Consider the following 21,502-nt stretch of genomic DNA (forward strand, 5'->3'; position numbering starts at 1 on the left):
AAACCGAGGCATGGCTGTTGTGCCACGCCGTCCTCGGGAGCCAGGCGCTTATTCCAGCTCGCCGCAACCAGGCTTCGAGCCGTCTTCCCCCATGCTTTTCTTGGCGAGGCGCGCCACCTGCATGACGACCTTCTGCTCCTGGTCGCCGAGCGACGCGAACACCTCCATCAGCTCCTGCGCCCGCAGCGAGCCCGCCGCCTTGACGCGCGAAGGGTTGTCGACCGTCTCCCAAGGCTCGGTGAAGGCGTCGTCTTCGGCGACCCCGTAGAAGGCGAGCAACCGGAACATGTCGACCGGGCTGAGAGACGTAGTCCCGCTTTCATAGCGGTATATGGCCTGGTACGTCTTCCCGATGACCTCGGCCGCCCCCTTCGCGGTGATTCCCGCCTTGGAGCGGTAGTAGCGCATATAACGTCCGAGCTCTTTCGGGGCAAGGCGTTTGTAGTCTCCGGTATTCAAAGGTTTTCCTTCTCTAGGGATGGAGTTGAATAATCAAACTCACCATACACTATGATTGAAAAAGTGGCAAGATTTCCAAGTCAAGCAGCATCGGCAGATATTACTATTGAAGGGAATAGTCACCCCTTCGACCGTCCAGCAAACAACGGAACGCATTGGAAGCACTCAGATGCCTTGCCTCGCTACGCCCAAAATCGACTACGGGCCGCTTTACACGGCGCTGTCCGAACTGTCGCGGATCCAACGCATAGACTACCGCTCCATCGCCACCGCGACGGGGGTTCCCTTCAAGAAGATCGTCTGCCTCATGAACCTCAGGCACGCACCGAACCTGAACTCCGTCGAGCTCGTCAACCTCGCCCGTTTCGCAGAGGTTCCCTTGAGCGAGGTGTCCGGCAGCGCGCGCCGCGAGGGTGATCGGCATGACTAGCCTTTCGGAGAAGCTGGAATCCCTGTCTAACTGGTGCACGGTGTCCCAGGCGTGCGACGTCCTCGAATGCAGCCCCCCTTTGGTCTACAAGCTCTTGGGGACGGGCCGCCTTGCCGGATGGAAGACCAGCGAGAACGGCAACTGGAAGATATCGAAGGCGTCGCTCGCCAAATGCGTCGGCGTCGCCTTGCCTTCGGAAGGAGGGGAGAACCGTGCCGAATAGCGCGCGCTCGGACGGCTACGTCGTGCTCATGGGCCACATGGTCGAGGATATGGGCCTATCGGGCAGCGAGCTCGTGGCCTACGCCATAATCTACGGCTTCTGCCAGGCGGGCTGCCCTTGCGAATGCTCGCTGCGGTACTTCCGGTTCTGGCTGGGCTGCTCGAAGTCGACGGCCATCCGCATCCTCGACTCCCTTGAAGCGAAGGGCTTCATCGTGCGGGACAGGAAGACGGTGAACGGAGTGCCCTTCACCTCCTACCGGCTCGGCCCCAACGCCGTCGCGTTCGTTCCCGCAAAGCCCGAGGTTTTCAACAATCGGCAGGTGGACGGGTGGTATCAAAATGACACTACCGGTTTCACCGAGCCTGCGCCCGCCGCCCCTGCGGCTGCGGGCTCCCGCCCGGGGGGCGGTGTCAAGATGACACCACCCGTCCCAAAACTGGACCCAATAAATAAGACAGATACAGATTCTGATTCCGATTCCGAATCCGTTTTCAAGAAGAAGAGCATCGAGGGGTTCAACGCCCTGAAGGCGTTCCTTCCGAACACCGACGGCGCATCGTTTGGATACGCGAACTACTGCGCCCTGCTCAAGATGGGCTACGACCGCTCCCGGATCGAACGGGCGATGTCCGACCTCGCCGAATCGATGCGAGAGGACTACCCCGACCGCCGCGCGCGGTTCTTCCCGCACGCCGAACGCCTCCTCGACCCGAAGAACCCCTCGGGCATCATGCGCTTCCTCGAACCGAAGACGCGCAGGGCGCTGCCCGACGACAAGAAGCTGCTCGTCTTCGCGCTCACGCGCGCCGACCGCGACACCTGCCTGGCCGTCGAGCGCCTGAACGATGCCGTCGCGAACGCGGCGAGCATCGACGGCCGAAACCAAGCAGTCGATGCCCGCCGCGCATGGCTCGAAGAGAACCGTGAAAGGCTGCTCGAATTGTGGGTGCAGGCCCATTCGAAGGATGGGAGGTAGGCCATGCCCGATTCGGGAGACGACGCCGCCATGGCGTCGGTCAACGCCGCGATCGAGATTCTGCGCTTGGCGATGCTGCATGGGAGGGGCCGGCGCCGCGGCGGCGGCAGAGGGGGCTCCGGCGGCGCGGAGCGCGCAGCCGAGGCCGAAAGCGCCCTCGCGCAAGCCTACGACGACATGGAAGACAGGCGCGTATCCCCGGACTTCGAAAGCGGGGATCCGGGCAACGTCGTCTTCGGCGTCGAAACGGTCGAATGGGATCCCTCGTGCGAGATCGTCGCCGACAACCTCGAAGAGCTGGGGGTTCCGTTCTCCAAGACCATCGAGGGCGAGACCGCCTGGTTCGAGATCTCGGGAGAGAACGCCTTCGCCGCTCGGGCGCTGCTCGACGGCCTGTGCGAGCACGTTCGGGCCTTCGACTACGACCGCATCCTGAACTACGAAGGGCTCGTCGACCCCGATGCGCCCGCCCCTTCCGCACGGGCGGCCGCCGGGCCCGCTGCGCCGATTCCCGCGCCCGTCGCGGGCAAGGCCGAGAGCCTGCGGGTCGAGATCCGAGAGTCCGCATCCGATCCCGGCTGCGGGCTCATCGCAAAGGAGCTCGATGCGCGCGGCGTGCCCTACGCCCGCTCCGTCGCCGACGGAGTCGCAGCGTTCGAGGTGCCCCGTTCGAGCGCGGCGGCGGCCAAGGCCGCGATAGACTCCGTTCGGGAAGGCGTCTACGAGTACGGGCACGCCTCGATCAACGGCTACGCCGACCTCGCCGCAGCAGCCGCCCCGAAGGCCGCGCCTGCGGCCGCAGGCGCGGCAGAGGCGGTCTGGAAAGGGGTGTGCTCGACCCCGGAGGAAGCGGCGCTCGTCCATGCGGCGCTTGCCGCCCACGGCATAGAGCATTACGGCCAGACCGACCCGGAAACCGGGGCCGAGGAGATATTCATCGCGCAAAGCGAGCTCGACGCCAAGGGCTACCGCATCCCGCGCGCCATCCGGGAGATGCCGGGCATGCCCGAAAAGCTCGCATCCCAGGGTCGGACGGCGCAGGCGTCGGGCGCGCCGCAGCCCATTCCCGGCGCGGGCAGCCAGGGGCGCGGCTCGGATGCCCGCTCCCGCGCCGCCGGAAAGCTCGACTGCGACCTCGCAGCCGCGCGGGCGCAAGCCGCCGCGCAGGCGAAGGACCGCGCCGTTCCGAAGATCACGCATACGAGGAAGGTGTAGCATGGCCGCCCGCAAAGCAGCGTTCCAGCGCCTTGCCGGATTCGCCGTCCTCGCCGGGGTGGCGGCCTTGGTGTCGCTTTCCGCCGCCCGCGCGACAAGCCATTTCCTCGAGTTCGACAGCGATGTGCTCCAAGGGGCGGTCGCCGGCCTGCCGTCCCTCTGGTCGGCCATCGCCTCCGCCCCCCTTGACGTCGATTGGGGTTCCCAAACGGTGAAGGTCGCCGCAGCGATCGGCGCGGCGCTGCCCGTGTTGCTCGCCCTTTTGAGCATGTCGAAGGGCATGAAGCTCGAAAACGAGGATACCGGCCGCGAGCACGGCGACGACCGCTTCGCGACGGCGAGGGAGATGCGCTCGCTCGTCGATTCGAAGATGCGCGCCAACAACATCTTCTACACGGCGCACGCCGGGCTGCCGATAGCCGCGCGCAACGGGCGCACCAAGAAGATCCTCTACGGGCGCAACCTCAACATGGTCTGCTACGGCATCAGCGGCTTGGGCAAGACGTTCAACGTGAGCCTCGTGAGCCTTCTCCAATCGGTGGGCGACGCCCTGCCCGAGCGGGCATACGGGCTCCAAAACGTCCCCGCCCACCTGAGGTGCACGGCGGCTTGGCGCATCGCCGCCATCGTGCTGCGCCCTTTGACCTCCCGAATGGCATCGGCTCTTCAGCGCATCTCGAAGCTCGCCGCCGCCCTTGTCGCACGGCTCTCCGCCCGCTTCAGGCTGCTTTTCCAGAAGAAGCCGGCTACAAAGGATCGTCGCAGCGGCGTCTCGGCCGACCTGCGCCGCAAGCTCACCGACCGAAGTGAGCGCAGAAGTCGGCGCGCCGCCGCCCGTTCCCTGATCGGGGAGGGGTTCGACATCGTTGACACCGATCCGAAGGGCAACAACGTGCGCGATTGCGGATGGATGTTCGAGAAGGCCGGAGCCGACGTCAAGGTGTTCAACACCGTGGACTTCCGAGACGGGCTGCATTACAACCCCTTCGCCTACATCCCGGAGCGCTACATAGACCTCAAGCCCGCCTCGGCGATCGAGGTCGCGGTGTCGGGAACCTTCGAATGCGGCGGCGAGAAGTCGGACATCATGGTCGGCGGGGCGAAGGGCCGCAAGCTCGCTGCGGGCGCGGGAGCGGTCACGAGCAGCCCGGGCGGAGTCAAGCTCACGGCGAGCCTCGGTTTGGAAACGACATGCGATTCGCTCGACGACGTTCCCTTCACCTCCAAGTCGAGCGAGCAGCTGGCCGAAGAGCTCCGTTCGACGGACCCCGGCGATCCCGGCTTCGAAACGCTGCGCCGCCAGCTCGACCTCAAATGGCTGGAAAAGGAGACGGGCGGGTTCTGCGTCTCACGCCCGCCCGCCGACGGCAAGGGGTACCGCACGGACGAGCCCCGCGTCGACAGGCGCGCGGGCAGCGGTTGCGCCAAGCTCGCTCAGGCCGTCAAAACGATCTCCTTCCGCCACTCCGAAGGGGCAATCGAGGCCGAGTTCGGCAACTACGGGCCCTGCCCGGTCGACGCCGACATACGCTTCGACCTCGATCCCGCTCTCGAAGCCGTTTCGTACAGCACGAACATCGCGTGCGAACCCGGATTCGAATCGAGCGTCGAGCTGCTTGACGGCGGTGCGCTGGTGTGGAGGATCCGAAGCGCCTCGGGTTCGACGCCAAGCTGGATCGGCTCGAAGTTCAAGATCAGAATCGAGTGCCGAGTAAAGGCGTTCTGCGTGCCGGACGGCATCGCGCTCACCAAGACCATAGACACCCTCGCGGCCAACCTGCGGCGCACCGACGCCGCAAGCGCCGGCAGCAACGATCCGTTCTGGGAGGACACCAAGCGGCTGTGCCTCATGTCGCTCGCCGCGTTCCTGTTCGAGGCTTACGACGAACGCGAGCGCACCATCCCGTCGCTTATGAAGCTGCTCGATGCCGCCTTGCCCGATTCCGGCAGCCCGGCGGAGAAAAGCCCGCTCGAAGTCCTCATGGAGACGTGGGAATACGGGCGCGTCTACCAGAGCGCCGAGCCGCAGCGCTCGGGTTCGCGCGGCACCCTGCGCGGCGGCAGATGGGTTCCCGCCGAGACCCCGCCGCACGGCAGGAGCGAATCGGTCGCGCTGCACTGCTTCCGCGCGTTCACTTCGGGTGCCGAGGAGACAGTGCGCTCGGTCATCGTCACCTGCCAGGCGGCGCTCGTGAACCTCGTCGCCGACGATGTGAAGGACCTGCTCTCCTACGACGAGCTCGCCCTCGACACGTTGGGCGATCCCGGCCAGAAGCAGGCGCTCTTCATCGTCACATCGGACACGGACTCCCCGTTCGACTTCCTCACCGCGCTCGTGATCCAGCAGGCGATCGACCTTCTGATGGAGAAGGCTTACAGGCGCTACGGCGGCAGGCTGCCCCGGCACGTGCGGTTCGAGCTGGACGAGGCCGCCAACCTGGGCAAGATACCCATTCTCGTCCGCGCGATGGCGGTCGTGCGGTCCCGCAACGTCTCGATCGCGCTGTACCTGCAATCAAAAGCCCAGCTCGCCCTAGTCTACGGCGACAAGGAGGCCGAGGTCATCACCGACAACTGCTCGACGATGCTATTCCTCGGCGCGCAGACGAAGGACACGCTCGAAGAGGTTTCGGAGCGCGTCGGCAAGGAAACGGTCTACAGCCGCACGTTCCAGCGCAACTTCGGGGAGGCCGGCATCACGCGCGGCTCGGGCGAGTCCATCCAATCGACCGAGCGCGCCGTGCGCAGCACCACGCAGCTCTCGCGCCTGTCGACGGGCAAGCTCCTGTGCTTCATCCACAGCTGCTACCCGATCCTCGACGACAAATACCAGACCTACAAGCACCCCCTCTACGCCTACGTCAACCCCGAAAGCGGGCGCACGTGGCTCCAGCCGCCCTGCGCGTTCAGCGAGCGCTTCGACTTCCGCGAGTACGCGCGGCGCCGGCGCGGCGACTCCATCGCAAAGCCTGTAAACCAGATGCCGGAGGGCATCTCGAAGGAAAGGTAGTCATATGAACGGCAACGACTTGGCGAGCCTGCTCTCGGGGATCGCGACGGTGATGGGGATCCTCTGCGCCTTCGCCGCGCTCATCCTCTACGCCATGGGCAAAATCAACGACACGCAGGGCGGGCGCGGCGAGGGCTTCATGATCGGCTGCATAGTCGCCTCGGCGGCGTGCTTCGGCGCGGCGGCCTTCATCCAGTCCCAGGGCGGCAACATGAACATCACGATCCCCTAGAAGGCGATCCCATGGCGTCGATGAAGATACATCAGGACCTGTACAACTTCGAACGCAAGCGAAAGGGGTTCACCCCGCGCCAGCTCAAGGCGCTGCGCAACGGCGTCTTCGTCGCCGTGCTCTGCGCAGCCCTGTTCGGCTACGCCTTGGAGCTTCCGCCGATGGTCGTCTGGTGCGTCGTGCCCTGCGCGGCGATCGTCCCCGTCGCGTGCGGGTTCTTCCCGATCTGGAACATGCCGGCGGAGGAGTTCTTCGGCCGCCTGCTCGACCTCAACGAGCGCGGCAATGCCCTTGCGTGGGACGGCGAGGAAATCGAGATGACGAAAGGAGAGGTGAGCCGTGCGTATCGGAAGAAAGAAAGGAAGCGCGGGTTCGAGTGCGGCAGGTAAGGACGCCGAGATGCCCCTGTGCAAGAACTGCGGACGCCCGCTGCCAGAGGGCGCGTCGTTCTGCCCCGCGTGCGGCGTGAGCCTGGAGCGGACGGCCAAGGAAGACAAACGCCCGTCGAAGGGCAAGCGCCGCGTCAAGCGCGAGATAGAGCGCATGGCGGGCGAGCAGTACGCGCAATGCACCAACGACCTCGTGGGCTTCAGGTACCTGTTCGAATCGGGCATAACCGAGACGACCGTGGGGAAGTTCTGCGTCACCCTCGAATTCGGAGACATCGCCTACGAGAACGAGCGCAAGGACGTGAAGGACGCGATCTTCGACAAGTACGAGGATCTGCACACCTCCTTCAAGGAGGGGTCGTGCTTCCAGATCAACCTCATGAACCTGCCCGCGAGAACGGCCAGGGTGGACCGCTTCCTGCCCGAGACGGGCGCGAACCGCGAGGAGGCGCGCGCGTACAACGACATCATCGAAGAGCGGCAGAAGGAGGGCAGGACCGAGTTCTTCCGCCGCAACCTCGTGACGGTCTGCGTCGACGCCATCGACGACGAATCGGCGGATTCCCAGCTCGCTGCGGCGCGAGAGAGCCTGACGGCCCGCTTCGAGCGCCTGCATGTCAAGTCCCGGCAGCTGCGCGGCGTGGAGAAGATGGAGGTAATGCACGCGCTTCTGCGCGGGCCCGAAGAGCCCATATGCTTCGACTACGAGCGGCTGCGGCGCACGAGGCGCCGCCATGCGCGCGACTTCGTGGCCCCTTCGTGGGCGGTCTACCCGGAATCGGAGCGGATGCTCAGACGCTACCTCATGCTGCCGGGCCGCTGCGTGAAGACCTACCTCATCCGCGACTTCGGATCGAGCCTGTCGGACCGCGCCATCCGCTCGATCCGCTCGCTTCCCATCCCGATGAACATATCGCTTCTCTACGTGCCGCAGCCGACGGGCAAGGTCTCGACGCGCATCCGCCAGAACATCGACGTGGTGCAGGCGGAGATCTTCGACTACCAGAAGGGCACCGCCAAGTCGGGAGGCGACATCACCATCCTGCCGCCCGCCCTGGAGAACAGGGAGGCGGAGGGCCGCGAGCTGCTTGAGTTCGTCCAGGAGAACGACCAGTCGGTTTCGTGGTTCCAAGGGCTGATCACGGTGTTCGCGACGACGCCCGACGAGTTGGACCGCTACGACCGCATCCTCATGGACGAGAAGAGCACCTGGGCGATCGACATCATCGAGCTTCCCTTGAAGCAGGAGGCCGCCTTCACGAGCGCGCTTCCGCTCGCCACCACGCACCTGCCGAAGAACTTCCGTTCGCTCACGTCGGCGGAGGCGGCCACGATGATCCCGTTCAGCTCGCAGAACATCACCGACGATCCCAAGCGCTCGCTCATGCTCGGCGTCGACCGCGTGTCGAACGACGCCATCCTGATCGACCCCGACAAGCTCAAGAGCCCGCATGGGTGGATATTCGGCATGACGGGCGCAGGCAAGGGCATGACGGTGAACTCGATCATCACATACGCATTGAGCCAGCATCCCCGAACCGAGATCGATCCGGCGACGGGCGAGGCCACCTGCCCCGAGGCCGACTGCCCGCAGTGGCACGTGTTCGACTTCCACGGCGAGTACCTTGAGCTCGCGCGCCGCTACGGCGCGTCGATCAGCTACTTCGGGCCCGGCCACGATTCGTGCCTGAACCCCATGGACATGGCCAACGCCGCAGGCGAGCTCGTAGTCAAGGATGTGCGTGCGAACACGGACTTCTTCATCGCCCTGTTCGAGTCGATGATGGACCGGATGCTCTCGCAGCGCGAGAAGTCCATGCTCGACAGATGCCTGGGCACGATGTACGAGCCGCACGTCGGCAAGGAGACGCGCCCCACCTTGAAGGACCTCTACGCGACGCTGCGCGACGAGCACAACCCCGTCGCCGAAGAGCTCGCCGACTCGCTCGAGATGTACGCGCAGGGCTCCATGGACTCCTTCGCCGGGCAGACCAACGTCCGCACCTCGGCTTACTTCAACCTCTACGTCATGAGCGATCTCGGCAAGACCATGCAGACGCTCGGGATGATGAGCACGCTCCAGCACGTGAGGAAGTGCACCTACGCGAACTACCGCATCGGCAAGCCCACCTACCTGCTGGTCGAGGAGTGCCAGATACTCTTCGGCAACGACGCCGCCGTGCGCATGCTCGACGACTACTTCAGCGAGCTGCGCAAGTTCGGCCTGCACATCATATGCGTCACGCAGCTGCCCACCCGCGTGCTCGAGCATCCGCTGGCGGTCAACCTCTTCGAGAACTCCGGCTGGTTCGTGCTTCTTCCGCAGCAGGCAAAGAACGTCTCCCTCATCAGCGAGACGTTCCACCTGTCGAAATCGCAGGAATCCCGCATCGCGGCGTCCTCGGAACCGGGCAGCGGGCTCGTCGTGGCAGACGGGCTCAAGATCGCCATGCGCAACACCATCCCGAAGGACAACCTGCTCTACGAGATCTGGAACACGGACCCGTACAAGCAGGCGAAGAAGACGGCGCTGTCCTGAGCGGCGCGCGGGCGACGGAAGGGGGTGGATGCCGATGACGAAAGCGCACGAGCTTCTTGACGAGGGCGACCGCGGTGTACGCAGCGCCGCGAGGCTCCTTCGCGACGAGAAGGGCTCGCGCGGGGCCGGCTCCCTTCCGAAATCGGGTTCCCGTCGCGCGTCGAGCCTGCTCAAAGAGGAGTCGACCCGCCCCGGAAGCGACCAGCAGCTGCCCGAGGGAGCACGAATACGCAAGATGGGCAAACGCGATGCGGCCAGGCTCTCTCGCAAGCTGAGAAGCAGCGCCGCTGCGGTCGCCGCCCTGGCGCCCGAGGGCGGCGGCGAGGCCTCGTCGTCCGGCGACGACGCGGCCGTCCGCGCCGCCGGGGCGTCCGCCTCCATGCTCGAGAAGGTGCGGGCCCGCAGAGCCTTGCGCAAGGGGAAGGCGCTTTCGGCCGGCGGACGCACCGCAGGCGCGAACCGGAGGAATCCTGCTGCGAGCGCACGATCGGCCGGGGAAGCCAAAGCGCCCGCCGCTGCTTCGAAGAAGATGGCCGAAAAACTCGAGAGGGAGCGCAGGCACGCCGTGGTGCGCGCTGCCGCCCGCCGCAAGAGCGCCGCTGTGCGCGCGGTCGATGCCGTCCAGGCCAAGCTCTCCGCGACCAGGGCGGCGGCAGCGGCAAAGACGGGCGCTGCGGTCGTCGCCGGTGCCGGAACGTCGCCGACCGTCGGCATACCGCTGGCCCTGGTCGTCATCGCCCTGGCCGTAACCGTCGCCGTAGGCGCGGTGATCGGCGAGGCGAGCAGGCCCAAGGACGGCCCGCTCGAAGGGTTCCCTCCCTACATCACTGCGTCGATGGTGCGCGCCGCCTTGCAATGCCAAGAGGACTACGGGCACCCCGCAGGCTGCACCATCGCCCAGATCATCGCCGAAAGCGGCATGGGAGAGTCGATGAGCCAGCTTGCCACCCGCGACCACAACCTCTTCGGCATGAAGTGGTCGGTCGCCTACGAGGGCGAGCCGGAGGTGGCGGGGCACGCGTCCTGGGGCACGGGCGAAGAGTACGAGCCCGGAAATGTGACCCAAGTGACGGCCGAGTTCATCGTTTTCAAGAGCGACGAGGCGTGCATCACGTTCCGCAGCCGCGTGTTCCTGCAAGGCTCGCGCTACGCCGGAAACGCGCTCATCCAGCAGGCGATCGCCGAGCACAGCTCGGACAGGATGGCCGAAGGGCTCAAAGACGCGGGCTGGGCGACGGATTCGGCCTACGTGGAAAAGCTCAAGCGGATCATGGACGAGTGGGGGCTGCGCGCGCTCGACACCATGACGGTCGAGGAGTGGGAGCAGCAGATCGCCTCGGGCGGCAAGGGGCAGGACTACGATTCGGCGACGGATGCCCAGAAGCGCATCGCCGACCAAGCGCGCATCGAGGCCTTCGCCGGGGACGGCTGGTGCGCCAAATGGGTCTGCAACGTGTTCGACCACGCCGGGGTCGCTGCGCCCAGGCTGCCCCGCGCATCGGACTACATGAAGTTCTGCCACGCCAGGCTCGACGCATCGGCCGTCAAGGTCGGCATGATCGTCGTCACTCCTAGCTCCAGCACCGCTCCGGGCATCGGCCATATCGGCATCTACGTCGGCGGCGGCATCATCAGGAGCAACGAGGTTGGCGGCGTCATCGACAGGACCATCGACGATTGGCTGAGCGTCTATGCGGTCGCCCCGTCATACGTGGGATGGATGAGCGGGGTCGATCTGTCGGCGTCGTGAGCGAAGAGAAGGGAAGCGAGTCATGAGAAAGAAAGTCATAGCGCTGGCCGTCGCGGCGGTCGTGCTCGTCGCGCTCGCGTGCCTTTGGAGGTCGTGGGTCGATTCCTCCGAGGCGGCGCGCGAGGCGGCGCAAGCCGAAGCGCAGCAGCGGGAGGAGGATGATGCGGCGGGCGCGCCCGCAGCCGTCGAGTTGGACGACGACCAGCGAAAGACGGTCGCCTCCTACTCGTCCGATGCGGAATACGTCGCGGAAATCCTCGAAGGCAACCTGTGGGAATCGACCGGAGGGTCCTATGCGGAGTTCTCGCGCGGCGGCGTCACCGAACAGGCCGGCGAGGAATCGAAAGCCCAGCCGTTCGTGATAACCGCCGTCGAGCACGAGGCGAAGTCGGACGGCTCGGGCGGGTCGGTCGACACGTGGACCGGCTCGGCGATCCTGGAATCGGGCGAGACGATATTCACGCTTTCCCAAGCGCGCTCCGCCGACGCGGGCGACCTGCCGTGGGAGCTCTCCTGCTCGGGGTTCTCCCTTTCCAAGAGCTACCGGCTCGTCAAGCGCTCCGGCGGCGTCGAGGTGAGCGACCTGTCGGCCGCCTACGGCGTCATCGGCGGCGAGAAGGGGGGCGAGAACGTCGAGCGCGCGCTCGAGGAGCATGCGGCCAAGACCGCCCCGACCGCCACGAAGGCGACGTGGGACGGGCGGGCCGAAGTCGACTTCGGAAACGGGAGAGCCGTCCTCGCCTTCGAGCTCGACGATTCGGCGAAGGCGACGATCGAGGCCGACGTGTCCATGGAAACCGGGGAAGTCTCGTTCCAATGACAAGAGGGGAGATAGGCATGGGATTTAGAAACGTCAAGAACCGCCTGAAAGGGCGTAAGGTCGGCAAAGAGCAGCTTCTTCCGGTCTGCATCGCGCTGTTCCTCGTCGCCATCGGGTTGTCGGTGGTCATGACGCTCGCGTTGCAGGCGTGCTCGTCCGGCCTGAGCAGCATGATCGGAGGTGCGGCATGAGGTTGATCGGCTCGATCGTGGACTCCTACTTCCCGCTTCTCGCAGCAGAGGCGCGCGCCAACGCGGCCGGCAGGGAGATCGTCGCGGAGATCGGCTACGACCCGTCGAAGCCGCCCAAAGGGCGGGGGTTCGCCGACCGCGCGTGCTCCGCCTTCGTTTGGGTGCTCGACCACCAGGCAGCTTCATGCGCCATTCTCGCTGTCGCCATAGTGGGCATCATGGTCGTCGGCCAGCTTGCGAACCCCCAGGAGGCGTCTGCGCTCCCGATCATCCCCATCATCGTCGGAGCCGGCGTGACCGGGGCGTTCTTCGCGGGCGGCGACATACTGGATGCGGCTGCATCGACCATACAGGAGGGCTTGCGCGGCGCCGTGAACTTCGAGCTGGCGACCATCACCGCCTCGATCGACTCCTTCACCAAATCGAACATGCTTACCCAGGATCTGAACGACATCATCCCCGGTGTCGTGGACGTGCTTCGCAACATCCACGACACCGTGACCATCACGGTTGCGAACGTGGTTCTTCTCGTGTTCCTGCTCGTGGGCCTCGGCAAGGTCATCTCCAACATGAACAAGGCGGAGACGGGCATCGACTTGTGGCAGCTGTGCATGGTGTTCATCGGGTTCGCGTTCGCCAAGACGATCATCGACGGGTCGTGGGCGCTCATGCAGCTCGCCTTCGACATCGTGCGGTTCCTCATCGTCTCGATCGCCAACAACCCCGCCGCGCAGATGGCCTACGCCGCCAACGCGGTTCCGGACAGCGTGGAGAACTGGGGTGTGCTGCTGATGATGCTGCTCGTCGCGTTCATCGTCAAATGCGTGGTCCTCTTCGTGATCGTGCTCGCCAACATTACGGTCATCGTCCGCTGCATTCAGATCTACGTCTACATCTGCCTTTCGCCCCTGCCGCTCGCCACGCTCGTGTCCGACGGCGGAAGGTCGGTCGCGACCCATTTCATCAAGGCGTTCTCCGCCGTGCTCATGGCGGGGGCGATACTGTCTCTGCTCTTCGTGATGATGGGCGCTTTCGTCAGCACGCTTTCCGCAACCACGGTCGAACCCTCGTCCATCGACTCCGCGATCCAATGGGTCATCGAGCTGTTCTTCTCGATAGGCGTGTTCATAGCCTTCGGCTGGTGCGTGTTCCAATCCGGCACGTGGGCCCGAGACTTCACGGGAGCGTGATGCCGCATGTCAATGGAGAAGATCAAGGAGGCGCGCGAGGCGCTTTTCTCCCAGCTGCTCGCCGACATGGAGAAGGGGGGCATGGGCTGGCAGAAGGATTGGAGCTTCCCTGCGCCGCACAACCCCAAGACGGGAACGGTCTACCGGGGGCGAAACGCCCTCCTGCTGACGTTCTACATGCGGTCGCGCAGGCTCGACGACCCCCGGTTCATGACGTTCAACCAGGCGAAGGGGGAGGGCTACCACGTCGTCAGGGGGTGCCATTCCTACCCGATCGAGAAGTGGATGAAGATCGCCTTCGACAAGCGCGACCCGGACAAGAGGATCAAGCAGCCCAAGACGCCGAAGGAATGGAAGGCCGCCGAGGAGGACCCGAATATCGCCTTCAAGTTCGTGGTGGTCGGGTCGTGGAACCTCTTCAACGCATCCGACATCGAGGGCATCGCGCCCTACGAGCCGCCGCAGGGCATCGTTGGCGCGAGCGAGCTGATCGACTTCCTCGAGGACAACTCGCCCTGCCACGTGGAGGAGCGCCCCGGCGACGACGCCTGCTACATCCCGGCGCGCGACACGATCGTCGTTCCCGAGCGCACGCAGTTCGCATCCGAACTCTCGATGGGGCGGGTGCTCCTGCACGAGCAGAGCCACGCCACCGGCGCGGCGGGGAGGCTCGACCGGGCGATGAACGGGACGTTCGGCTCGCAGGAGTACGCGCGCGAGGAGCTGACGGCGGAGCTGTCGAGCCTGTTCACCGCGAACGAGCTGGGATTGAGCCTTCCCGCGCTCGGGCGCGACGACGCGTTCGCGAAGAGCGGCTACTGGCAGAACCATGTCGCGTACCTCACGAGCTGGAGCAAGGGCTTCGAGAACCCCGTCTCCGAGCTCATGCAGGCGGCGAGCCGCGCGGGCAGCGCATCGGACTACCTGATGGGCAAATGCTTCGAAGAGCCCTTGGCGAAGCTGCGCTCGCGCGACGCCCCGGCCCAGCAGGCGCAGCGCGTCGTCGAGGTGCGCAGAGCCGTCTCGCTCTCGGGCGGCGAGCCGAAGCGCGCCGCCTCCGCACGCAGCCTCGACGGCGACCTGCGCGCCGCCGCCGAATCGGGGCGGGCCCAGCGTCAGTTTACGTTCGGGCGCGATCTGCCGGTGAGCAAGGATTAGGGGGAACGAAGATGCCGAGCTTCCAAGAAGACCTCGATAGATTTCTGGACGGCGACCAGCGGAACATGCGCGAATGCCTCTACGTCTGCGAAACGCCGTCGAGCATGGTGATGCTGGGGATGAAGCAGCTTCCGATATACATCACCCAGCTGCATGTTCGCAGAACCATGCAGCCGAAAAGCGACCGCAACTCTCATTTTCATGGCATAGGGAAGGACGAGCTTCTGGAGGTTCCGAACCTGCTCGCTTCTCCCGCCGTCATCATGGACAGCCTGTCTCGCGCCGATTCCGTCGTGCTCGTTCTCGATGCCACGGATGCAGACATGCTCCCGCTTTTCGCGGTTATCCGGCCTAACGGAGTGAGCCAGTACGATTGCGAGCTCGTTCCGTCAAACCATCTGACGACCCTCTACGGCAAGGACGACGTATGCAAGTACCTCGAATCGGCGGCGAAGCAGGACAAGATTCTCTTCGTCGATGAGGAAAAAACGAAAGACCTTGCAATCCAGTCGCAGCTCCAATTGCTGCAAGGGATCGAAGGTCTTCCGATGAACACCATTATACACCCTTCCCATGCCGTGCTCCGCAGCGAATCGCCTGCAATCGTCCTTGAAACCGGTTTGGAGGAAACCATGGCAGAAGAGCGATCTCCCGAACAGAACCCCGAAGCGTTCAAGGATGCGAAGCGCGACCTTGCGGACGGGAAGGGCTTCTACAACCCGGAGTCGGGGTTCTACGTGACCTATCGCGCAGACGAGCGGGAGCCCTGCATCGTCTACCACCGGAAGACCGTCGACGAGCTCAAGGATTTCGTCGGCGTGCTCGAAAGCCACGGCGTAGAGCTCCACGGCGGCGCGGTCGCCCCATCGCAGCTTTTCCTCCCGGACGATTTCTATGTCAGGTTCTCGCGGGGCGAGCTGCCCTTCGCGATCGACGCGGCAGCAGCGCAGATCGCCGAGGGCGGCTGGATCGAGGCGGGGGCGGACGTCGATGACTTTCTGGCACGCTGCGAAGGCGCGCCTTCCGCCGGAGCCGCACTTCCCGTGGTGCGGCAGAGCGGGCGCCTCGACGTGCGCGGCGCCTCTCCCGATCACCGCCCGAGCCTCGACCGCGACCTGAAATCAGCAAGCGATTCGGCGAGGGCGCAGCGCCTGGACTCCGCCCGAAGCATGAAAGCCGGCAAGAAGCACAGCGAAGTAGAAGGGATGTGATGCCCATGGCTGGGATTCTCGGAAAGATCTTCGCTCGCCCGGGAAGCGAGGCGCCCGAACCCGAAGCGCCTTGCGACGCCCAGACGGCCGAGCCTGTCGAATGGCGCGACATGTACGGCGCGGAAGACGGCGGCGAGGAGAACGACGCCTGGCTGTCGGAGCTTCGCGTTGCGGGGCGGTGAGCAGGCCGCCATGCACGTGGTTATTCGCTACACCGAGAACTACGAACCTGCGCGGGGCGGCATCGAGTGCATCGACGTGCCGTTCGAGAGCGGGCTTAGCAGGCGCCGGATGGCTTTCTGCGAGCTTTCCCATCACCCGGGAGCATATGGGCTCGTCATCGAGTATCGGAAAGAGTTCGAAAAGGCTGACAACTCATTCGAGATGCATCACGTCGTCGAATGGGTGCAGGTTCCGATTCTGGTTCGCGAACGCTCCGACCGAGAGGAGTACCTGGCTTGGTTTGCTAAGAACGTGAATCTCGTCGAGGTCGACGGGCACCAGTTCTGGCCGGTGCACCGGCCTTTCGGCTAGGTTCGCGGGTATATACAGGGCAAAGACGGCGCAAGCCTCTGGCGGCGCCGTTTAGAGCACGGGCTTCACCGCCGACGCGGAAGGAGTGGGTTTGCGGCTGGGGAAGTCATGACAGCATCGACCGAAGAGATTCGAGGAGGTTTCAATGCGTAGGAACACAGGCGGGCGCGGACATCGCCCGCCGCAAAAGACGAAAGCGAAGGGCCCCGGGGCCTTCGCTCGCAAGGCGCTCGCATTCGCGTTGGCGGTCGTCCTCTCCGTAGGCAACGTGCTCGGCATGTTCGCTCCCGCCGTTGCATACGCTTCCGGGGGAACCGGCAACTACGTCAAGGGCTATCAAATCGACTATGCCGGTTTCTTCACCAACAGGTTCACCGTCGACGGCAACGAGGCATATTGCGCGAACCCGTCGAAAAACGCCCCCAACTCGGGTTCGTATCCGAAGGTGTCCCCCATCCTGAAGCAACCTGAGCGTGCAGCCGAGCTGCGCGCCGACATGTGGTTCGCCTACGGCGCGCCGGGCTTCGATGCGAGCATGTGGCCGAGCACCTGGTACGACGGATCGCCGATGACCCCTGACCGCTACCGCGCTCTCTCCCACATCATCATCGCCGACACTTCTTCGTCGAACGGTAACGCCGCGATGTTCGGATGCAGCAGCAGCTTCATCAACTGGTGCCGCTACAACGTCATAGGGTTCAACGAGCACGGGGCGGAGTACAACACCTCTGCGACCGGTCGCAAGATGTGCCAACGCATGGGCGAGGTTCCCGACTCCTCCCAATTCGACGTGTTCATGCTGAACGCGGGCTCGTCGCTCCAGTACATCCTCTCCTATACGTACAACCCCAACGTGACCGTGAACTTCACGAAGGTTTCCGCCGACGCCAAGATCACGTCCGGCAACTCCGAGTACGCCTACGCGGGCGCGACCTACGACATCTACGATGTCAGCAACAACCAGAAGGTCGCCACCATCACCACCGACGGCTCGGGGCATGCGGAATACAAGCTCAAGCCCAACAAGAGCTACTACGCCATCGAGACGAAGGCCCCGCAGGGCTTCAAGGTGAATCCGAACCGCATACCGTTCACGACAGGCAACGACACCAGCAGCGAGCAATTGACAGACGACCCCGGCACCCTCATTCTGACCATTCAGAAGAAGGACGGAGCCACGCTTGGCGAAGCACAGCCAGGCGCTACGCTCGAAGGTGCCGAATATAAGATTGTTTCGCTTTCCACGCCTGGATGGGAGTCAACCGGCGTTACCAATAGTAGCGGGCGGCTTGTTGTGCGAAACATCCCTCTAGGAAAGATTGTTGTCACTGAGACGAAAGCGCCGACGGGCTACAAACTCGACCCGACTCCCCATGAGTACGAAGTCAAGGCCGTTGAATATACTGCACCCGATCCCGTGGAGCTCGTTCCCGAAGACGACTTCAAGGAGAACGTCGTCGCCTTCGACCTCACCATCGCCAAGACCAAGGGCGGCGAGAACGACGACTGGGAAAGCGACGACGGCATGGCCGACCCGGCTGTCGGCGTGGAGTTCGAGATCATCAGCAACACGACCAAGGAGGTCGTCGGCACGCTGACGACCAACGAGAACGGCTTCGCCTCCACCGAGGACCCCGAAACCGTCAACCCTGAGGCCGTCTCGGGCGATGCGACCTACGACCCCTCCAAGCCCTGGATGGGCGAGGGTAAGCGCAACGAGAACATCAACGGCGCGCTGCCCTACGACGAGGCGGGCTACACCGTGCGCGAGGTCCCCGAAACCGTGCCCGAGGGCTTCGACCACGTGGACGACTGGCGGCTTTCCGCAGAGCAGATGGCGGATGGCGCCAACCTCCAGTTCTCCGTCATCGACAAGACCCTGAACTCGAAGATCCAGATCGTGAAGACCGACGCCGCATCCGGCAGCACCGTGCCGTTGGCGGGCTTCTCGTTCAACATCCTCGACAACCACGGCAACAAGGTTTCCATGACCGAGGCGGACATCGACACGTTCACGACCGACGATTCCGGCTGGGTGACGCTTCCCGACCGCCTGCCCTCCGGCGACTACAAGGTGCACGAGGTCGCGGCGCAGCCGCCCTACCTGCTCAACGGAGAGGACGTGCCCTTCACGGTATCCGACGGCTATCAGGACGCCTCGCCCGCCACGGTGGTCAAGGTGTCCGACAAGCAGGCCCACGGCATGGCGACCATCCATAAGGCGTGCGCCGAGGACGGGTGCCCGTGGTGCGACGGCGGCGGGCTTTCCGGCGCCGAGTTCGACGTCGTGGCGCGCGAAGACGTGATAAGCCCCGACGGCACCGTGCAGGCAGTAAGCGGAGAGGTCGTCGACCATGTGACGACCGGCGATGACGGCACCGCCAAAACGAAGCTCCTGCCCTTGGGCGACGGAACCGCCGAATATGCGTTTGTGGAAACCAAGGCGCCGGCGGGCCATCAGCTCGATACCACCCCCATCGAGTTCACGCTCATCTGGGAGAACGACACGACCGAAGTCGTCTACGCCGATGCCGAGGCGAAGAACGCGCCCACCGAGACGATCGTCGACAAGACGATCATGGGAACCGACACGCCCCTGCCTGGTGCCGAGTTCGACTTGTGGCCCAGCTTCCTCGAGCTCGACGAACCGGGCCAGGATGCGGACAAGGGCTCTCTCGCCCTGCGCTTCGACGGAATCGCCGACCATGGCGACGATGCGGAAGATGCGAAAATATCGCTCGTGCAGAGCTTCGACCACGCCGAGCTTACCGTTGCGGTTCCCGAGGGTTACAGCTTCTCCGTGTCCGACGAGATGGGGAACGTCGTTCCCCTCGCGGATAAGCCCGCTTTCGTCGAACCCGGAACGTACACGCTCGAGGTGGCCGACCGCGAGGGCAACAAGGTCGACCTCGGTGACGACGCCGGGATGGACCTCGAAGCCGGCAAGATCTATTCCGCTGAATACTCCGAAGGCGTGCTCGGGTGGGGCGCCGGCCTCTCCGTCGCGGCGTCTGACATGGAGCGAGCATCTTACGACGAGGGCGATTTCTCATTCGATGAGGATATCGCCTCCATCGACGGTATCGAGCCCGGCACCTACGAGCTGTCGATCGCGGGATACGGCGACGCTGCGAAAATCGATATCGTCGTCGACGCCGCGTCCCGTTCATATGCCGTGATGTCTTGGGATGAAGGCTTGTCGCATGCGAGCCATCTGCTCAAACCCGGCATCCAGCCTGTGCTCGACAAGGTGTTCGACAAGTTCGGCATCGAACTTGCGACCGGCGAGGACGGCAAGATCGTCATCAAGCACCTCCCCGCGCGCTGCGGCGACCTGCTCTCCATGATGGAGCAGGCGGCGGGCGAGCACGCAGTCGAATCCTTGGCTGGCCTGCTCGACGCAAGCGACTCGGACTGCCAGATAGCATGGCGCATCCAAGAGGTGAAGGCCCCCGACGGCTTCCTCGTGGACGATGCCATCCGCACGTTCACCATCCACGATGACGGCACCACGGAGGGCGAGCCCGTCCATGCCGTGCCCGTCGAGGACGATTACACCAAGGTCGAGATTTCCAAACGGGACATCACCAACGAGGCCGAGGTCGAGGGCGCGAAGCTCACGATCACCGATGCCGAGGGCAACGTCGTAGCCAGCTGGACGAGCACCAAGGAGCCGCATCGCATCGACGCCCTGGCCCCCGGCGACTACACCCTCACCGAAGAGATGACGCCGAACAGCTACGACAAGGCGCAGAGCATCGACTTCACAGTGCTGCCCACCGGCGAGATCCAGACCGTGACCATGTACGACGAACCGATCAATATCTCCGGCGAGATCGACAAGCGCCAAGAGATCGCCGACCCTGTGGCCGAGGATCACGAGGAGAACGGCGACCTCCAGAACAAGGCCGACGTGACGGTATCCGACGAGGGCTTCTACGATTACAGCCTCGACTACCGCAGCACTTCGAGCACGTGGACCGACGAGTTCACCGTCGAGGACGGCCTTGACGCTGCGAACGACGGCGTGGCAGAGCTCGTGGGCATCACCACCGCGCAGGGCTGGCAGGACTACGACGGCCTCATGAACGTGTGGTACAAGACCGACCAGACGCCCGCCGACTACGTTGACGATTCCGGGGCCAACGCCACGCTCTCCGACGGCCACGAGAACCCCTGGCTCTCAGATGAGTCGAATGAGGCAAGCTTGGGCGACGACGGCCGCGCCATCGACTACGCGGGATGGCGCCTCTGGAAGGCCGACGTGAGCACCACCGAGGCGACCGAGCTCAAGGTGAGCGACCTCGGGCTCGCCGACGGCGAGCACGTCACGGGCATCCGGTTCGAGTACGGGCGCGTCGAGGAGGGCTTCACCACGCGCGCCGGCGACTGGGACCGCGAGAACATCAAGAGCGGCCACGACGACCTCGACGACGTTCAGGCGACCCACAAGGGCGACGGCTTCACCGTGCCGGCGAGCAACCGCGTCGAGATCCGCGATGGCGAGGGCAACGTGCTCGAGACGCGGTACATGAGCGACGACGAGCTCGCCGCGCACGAGGACGGCGCCGGCTACATGTTCGACCACGAGGGCCGCACGGTCTTCGTTCCGGCCGAGGACGTCCATCGCGTGGAGCAGCGGCAGGTACCTTACGCGCCCGCAATCATCCATATGCAGGTGACGGAGGACTATGCGGAGGGAACCACGCTCGACAACTCCGCCAAAGTCGACCTCTACCGCAACGGTGGCGGCAAAGGCCTCGAAGACCATGACGATGATTTCGTCACCCAGGTGCCGAAGAAGATCGTCTCCGAGACGCCGGCGACGCCCGGCAAGAACCTCGATCAGACCGGTTCCGATCTCCTTGTTGCAGCTTGCGCCTGCGCGGCGGTTGCGGCAGCTGCCTGTGGCACCTACGTCTACCGAAAGCGCAAGATCGCTTCCGGCGTACCCGACGACGAGGGTACCGATCCCGATTCCGATCCCGATGGAGCTCCGAAGGAAGCAGCGAACACGTCGGATTCGGATGACGTTTCCGCTCCACAAGGCGAAGGCGACATGACGGATTCGGCAGGTGCGCAGAACCCACAGACCGACGGCGGTGATGACTCCGACCGTACGGGCGACGATTCCGCCGACTCCGACTCGGACTCTAAGAGCTAGCGTATCCG

General features: G+C 64.6%; 18 protein-coding genes. 17 read left to right on the top strand and 1 reads right to left on the bottom strand.

What is annotated here, in order from left to right:
• Positions 1 to 48: 48 nt before the first annotated feature.
• Positions 49 to 459, bottom strand: a complete 411-nt coding sequence (locus tag MWL89_RS00815; RefSeq protein ID WP_244411361.1) for a helix-turn-helix domain-containing protein — start codon at positions 457 to 459, stop codon at positions 49 to 51.
• A gap of 169 nt (positions 460 to 628) precedes the next feature.
• On the opposite strand from MWL89_RS00815, the gene MWL89_RS00820 reads away from it, so the two are divergent.
• From MWL89_RS00820 to MWL89_RS00900, 17 genes are all read left to right on the top strand, one after another.
• A complete protein-coding gene (locus tag MWL89_RS00820; RefSeq protein ID WP_244411362.1) occupies positions 629 to 889 on the top strand; it encodes a hypothetical protein in 261 nt (86 codons plus the stop codon).
• The gene (locus MWL89_RS00825; protein ID WP_244411363.1) at positions 882 to 1,112 is read left to right on the top strand and encodes a helix-turn-helix domain-containing protein; all 231 of its coding nucleotides are present in this window, start codon (positions 882 to 884) and stop codon (positions 1,110 to 1,112) included. The genes MWL89_RS00820 and MWL89_RS00825 overlap by 8 nt, the downstream gene beginning before the upstream one ends.
• A complete protein-coding gene (locus MWL89_RS00830; protein WP_244411364.1) occupies positions 1,102 to 2,091 on the top strand; it encodes a hypothetical protein in 990 nt (329 codons plus the stop codon). The genes MWL89_RS00825 and MWL89_RS00830 overlap by 11 nt, the downstream gene beginning before the upstream one ends.
• Before the next feature lie 3 nt (positions 2,092 to 2,094).
• Positions 2,095 to 3,306, top strand: a complete 1,212-nt coding sequence (locus MWL89_RS00835; protein ID WP_244411365.1) for a hypothetical protein — start codon at positions 2,095 to 2,097, stop codon at positions 3,304 to 3,306.
• Between the two features lies 1 nt (position 3,307).
• A complete protein-coding gene (locus MWL89_RS00840; protein ID WP_244411366.1) occupies positions 3,308 to 6,316 on the top strand; it encodes a type IV secretory system conjugative DNA transfer family protein in 3,009 nt (1,002 codons plus the stop codon).
• A 4-nt stretch (positions 6,317 to 6,320) separates the two neighbouring features.
• On the top strand, positions 6,321 to 6,548 hold the full coding sequence (locus MWL89_RS00845) for a hypothetical protein (RefSeq protein ID WP_244411367.1): 228 nt from the start codon (positions 6,321 to 6,323) through the stop codon (positions 6,546 to 6,548).
• Positions 6,549 to 6,559: 11 nt separating this feature from the next.
• Entirely contained in the window at positions 6,560 to 6,937 is a 378-nt protein-coding gene (locus MWL89_RS00850; protein ID WP_244411368.1) for a hypothetical protein, read from the top strand.
• Entirely contained in the window at positions 6,888 to 9,476 is a 2,589-nt protein-coding gene (locus MWL89_RS00855) for a VirB4-like conjugal transfer ATPase, CD1110 family (RefSeq protein ID WP_244411369.1), read from the top strand. Before MWL89_RS00850 ends, MWL89_RS00855 begins: the two co-directional genes overlap by 50 nt.
• Positions 9,477 to 9,510: 34 nt before the next feature.
• Complete coding sequence (locus MWL89_RS00860; protein WP_244411370.1) at positions 9,511 to 11,226, top strand: glucosaminidase domain-containing protein; 1,716 nt, start codon at positions 9,511 to 9,513, stop codon at positions 11,224 to 11,226.
• A gap of 22 nt (positions 11,227 to 11,248) precedes the next feature.
• On the top strand, positions 11,249 to 12,046 hold the full coding sequence (locus tag MWL89_RS00865; protein WP_244411371.1) for a hypothetical protein: 798 nt from the start codon (positions 11,249 to 11,251) through the stop codon (positions 12,044 to 12,046).
• Between the two features lie 17 nt (positions 12,047 to 12,063).
• On the top strand, positions 12,064 to 12,237 hold the full coding sequence (locus MWL89_RS00870; RefSeq protein ID WP_244411372.1) for a hypothetical protein: 174 nt from the start codon (positions 12,064 to 12,066) through the stop codon (positions 12,235 to 12,237).
• Entirely contained in the window at positions 12,234 to 13,427 is a 1,194-nt protein-coding gene (locus tag MWL89_RS00875) for a VirB6/TrbL-like conjugal transfer protein, CD1112 family (RefSeq protein ID WP_244411373.1), read from the top strand. Before MWL89_RS00870 ends, MWL89_RS00875 begins: the two co-directional genes overlap by 4 nt.
• 6 nt (positions 13,428 to 13,433) lie before the next feature.
• Positions 13,434 to 14,585 carry a zincin-like metallopeptidase domain-containing protein gene (locus MWL89_RS00880; RefSeq protein ID WP_244411374.1) on the top strand — a complete coding sequence of 384 codons (1,152 nt, stop codon included), beginning with the start codon at positions 13,434 to 13,436 and terminating at the stop codon, positions 14,583 to 14,585.
• A gap of 11 nt (positions 14,586 to 14,596) precedes the next feature.
• On the top strand, positions 14,597 to 15,796 hold the full coding sequence (locus MWL89_RS00885; RefSeq protein WP_244411375.1) for a MuF-C-terminal domain-containing protein: 1,200 nt from the start codon (positions 14,597 to 14,599) through the stop codon (positions 15,794 to 15,796).
• Positions 15,797 to 15,801: 5 nt separating this feature from the next.
• Positions 15,802 to 15,978, top strand: coding sequence for a hypothetical protein (locus tag MWL89_RS00890; protein ID WP_244411376.1), 177 nt, complete (start codon positions 15,802 to 15,804; stop codon positions 15,976 to 15,978).
• Positions 15,979 to 15,988: 10 nt separating this feature from the next.
• Complete coding sequence (locus MWL89_RS00895) at positions 15,989 to 16,330, top strand: hypothetical protein (RefSeq protein ID WP_244411377.1); 342 nt, start codon at positions 15,989 to 15,991, stop codon at positions 16,328 to 16,330.
• A 145-nt stretch (positions 16,331 to 16,475) separates the two neighbouring features.
• Complete coding sequence (locus MWL89_RS00900) at positions 16,476 to 21,494, top strand: SpaA isopeptide-forming pilin-related protein (RefSeq protein WP_244411378.1); 5,019 nt, start codon at positions 16,476 to 16,478, stop codon at positions 21,492 to 21,494.
• Positions 21,495 to 21,502: the final 8 nt, after the last annotated feature.

Origin of the sequence: Raoultibacter timonensis (assembly GCF_022845715.1) — a bacterium.
GTDB classification, from domain to species: Bacteria; Actinomycetota; Coriobacteriia; order Coriobacteriales; family Eggerthellaceae; genus Raoultibacter; species Raoultibacter timonensis.